At 42.1% G+C, this 3173-nt stretch carries 2 protein-coding genes and 1 pseudogene; all 3 read left to right on the top strand.

Annotated elements, in window-relative coordinates; translation table 11 throughout:
* Positions 1-318 precede the first annotated feature (318 nt).
* Positions 319-1077 (top strand): annotated as a pseudogene (locus tag FA727_RS25530) (retroviral-like aspartic protease family protein); the annotation flags it as partial.
* Positions 1074-2186 (top strand): reverse transcriptase/ribonuclease H family protein, encoded by a 1113-nt coding sequence (locus tag FA727_RS25525; RefSeq protein WP_246042031.1) that lies wholly within the window; start codon positions 1074-1076, stop codon positions 2184-2186. The pseudogene FA727_RS25530 and the gene FA727_RS25525, both read left to right, overlap by 4 nt.
* A gap of 39 nt (positions 2187-2225) precedes the next feature.
* The coding region (locus FA727_RS25520; RefSeq protein ID WP_136833887.1) for a DDE-type integrase/transposase/recombinase at positions 2226-3173 on the top strand (948 nt) is incomplete at its 3' end.

Genomic DNA, 3173 nt, shown 5'->3' with positions numbered 1-3173 from the left:
GGTGGACATTACCAACAGGGACAACAGGCACAACGTTCTGGTCAACAGGCTCAGAGGTATTCCCAGCAGACACCTCGTACTCCCAACCAGCAGCAGAACCGTTCTGGCAATGGCACCCCGCTAGTGCGGACCAACAATCCAGTCACGCCAGTACCGCCTAATGGTTGCTTCAAGTGTGGTGATGTGGGTCACTATGCTAACAATTGTCCCAAGCGTAACCCCCATACACCCCAAGCACAGAGGAGCGATTGCCAGAGGTCCGTTCAATCTTCTTACCAGCAAGGCAACAAGGGACAGTAAAACTATGCTCGTGGCAGGGTCAACCATGTGACAGCTGAAGCCGCTCAGGAAGCCAATGACGTGGTCATCGGTATGTTCTCCATAAACTCAGCACCTGCTACAATATTGTTTGATTCTGGAGCATCGCATTCTTTTATTACTGAACAATTTGTGTCTGAGCATAACATACCTAAGCAACCCATGAAAAATATGCTTTTAGTAAACTCCCCAAATGGGGAAATGAAAGCTAGATACATGTGCCCTCGAGTTAGACTTGATATTATGGGAGTAGAATTTACATCCAATCTAGTGGTTTTGAAGTCTGAGGGAATTGATGTGATACTTGGAATGGATTGGTTGGGAGCTCATGATGGAGTTATTCAGTGTGCCAAGAAGGCAGTGCTATTCACAAGTCCACAAGGAGACCTAATGGAGTTCCAGATGAGTCCAGTTGTTCGAAAGGAAGCAACAATCAATCAGTTGAAAGGAAAGACACTGGAGGATATCAAAGTCGTGTGTGAATTTCCGGATGTCTTTCCTGATGATTTACCAGGTATGCCGCCTGACCGAGACTTTGAGTTCATCATTGAGCTTGTACCTGGTACTGCACCTATTTCAAAAAGAGCATATAAAATGGATGTTAGAGATTTAGCAGAATTAAAGAAACAGATAGAAGAACTTTTAGCTAAGGGTTATATCCGACCTAGTTCGTCTCCATGGGAGCCCCTGTTATATTTGTTGATAAGAAGGATGGTACTAGAAGAATGTGTGTTGATTACAGAGCTCTTAATAAGGTGACTATCAAGAATAAGTATCCGCTTCCTAGAATTGAAGATCTGTTCGACCAGATGAGAGGTGCAAAAGTTTTCTCCAAGATTGATTTGCGTTCAGGCTATCATCAAGTGAAGATTCGGAAGGAGGACATTCCTAAAACTGCGTTCACTTGTAGATATGGTCTTTATGAGTATTTGGTGATGTCGTTTGGTTTGACAAATGCACCTGCAAACTTCATGTATCTGATGAACAAGGTATTTATGGAGTATCTTGACAAGTTTGTGGTGGTATTCATTGATGATATCATGGTGTTCTCCAAGAATGAGGAAGAGCATGAGGAGCATTTGAGACTGGTATTGCAGAAGTTACGGGAGCATCAGTTGTATGCCAAGTTCAGTAAATGTGAGTTCTGGTTGAAAGAAGTTTCTTTTCTTGGGCATGTCATAACAGATGGTGGAATCATGGTAGATCCGAGTAAAGTGCAGGATGTGTTGAATTGGAAGCCACCTCAGAGTGTTGCAGAAATCAGAAGTTTTCTCGGATTGGCAGGGTATTACCGCAGATTTATTGAAGGTTTCTCCAAAATTGCTAAACCCATGACTTTGTTGTTAGAGAAAGGAAGAAAATTCAAGTGGGATGATGCTTGTCAACAGAGTTTTGAGGAGTTAAGGAAGAAATTGACCACTGCTCCAGTGTTAGTAATGCCTGATATTCAGAAGGGGTTTGACGTGTACTGTGATGCTTCACACGTGGGACTTGGATGTGTGTTGATGCAAGAAGGCAGAGTCGTGGCTTATGCTTCTAGACAATTGAGAAAGCATGAGAAGAATTATCCTACTCATGATCTGGAGTTAGCCGCAGTAGTACATGCACTGAAGATTTGGAGGCACTATATGATTGGAAAACGGTGTCGAATTTTCACGGATCATAAGAGTTTAAAGTATATCTTCACTCAGAAGGATCTTAATTTGAGACAAAGCAGATGGTTAGAATTAATCAATGATTTTGATTTGGATATTCGATATCATCCTGGAAAGGCCAATGTTGTTGCAGATGCTTTAAGTCGTAAGAGTCAAGTTAACTCAGTCATTGGGAGGTTGATATCACAAGAGTTATGTTGGGAGATGGAATGACTTAGTTTGGGTATTTGTGCTCATTCAGAAGCTGTGACTATGGAGGTAGAGTCGACATTAGAGCAAGAAATCAGGAAGGGACAGTTAGAAGATCCGAAGATCGAGGAATTCAGAGCTTTAATCCATTTGGGAAAAACTAAGGATTTTACGGAGGATGAACAAGGAACAGTGTGGTTCAGAAATAGAATCTGTGTTCCGGAGAATGATAGGCTTCGAGAACTCATATTGAAGGAAGCACATGATTCACCTTATTCCATTCATCCAGGAAGTACTAAGATGTATCAAGATTTGAAAGAGAAATATTGGTGGTATGGTTTGAAGAAGGATGTTGCTACTTATGTGGCTTTGTGTGATGTTTGCCAGAAGGTTAAAGCAGAACACCAACGTCCAGCAGGTTTGCTTCAACCATTGAGAGTTCCAGAGTGGAAGTGGGAAGAAATTGGTATGGACTTTATTGTCGGGTTACCTCGTACTCGTGATGGTCATGATTCTATATGGGTTATTGTGGATAGATTGACAAAGTCTGCTCATTTCATACCAGTCAACACAACATATACAAGTGCTAAGCTAGCAGAGCTGTATATGTCCAGGATTGTGTGTCTACATGGAGTTCCGAAGAAAATAGTGTCTGACCGAGGTACTCAGTTTACGTCACGATTCTGGCAGAAGGTACATGAGATAATGGGTACACAACTCAACTTCAGTTCCGCTTATCATCCACAAACAGATGGACAGACTGAGAGGACTAATCAAATTTTGGAGGATATGCTTCGAGCGTGTGCTTTAAAACACGGTCGTAGTTGGGATAAGAGTTTGCCATATGCAGAATTCTCCTACAATAACAGTTACCAAGCTAGTCTTAAGATGTCACCTTTTGAAGCATTGTATGGAAGGAAGTGCAGGACACCATTGTATTGGAGCCAGACTGGGGAGAGTAAATTGTTTGGACCCGAAGTTATTCAAGATGCAGAGCAGCAGGGACAATTA

Origin of the sequence: Robertmurraya kyonggiensis (assembly GCF_005116465.1) — a bacterium.
Classification (GTDB): domain Bacteria; phylum Bacillota; class Bacilli; order Bacillales; family Cytobacillaceae; genus Robertmurraya; species Robertmurraya kyonggiensis.
This window is presented reverse-complemented; position numbering and strand designations above follow the sequence as displayed.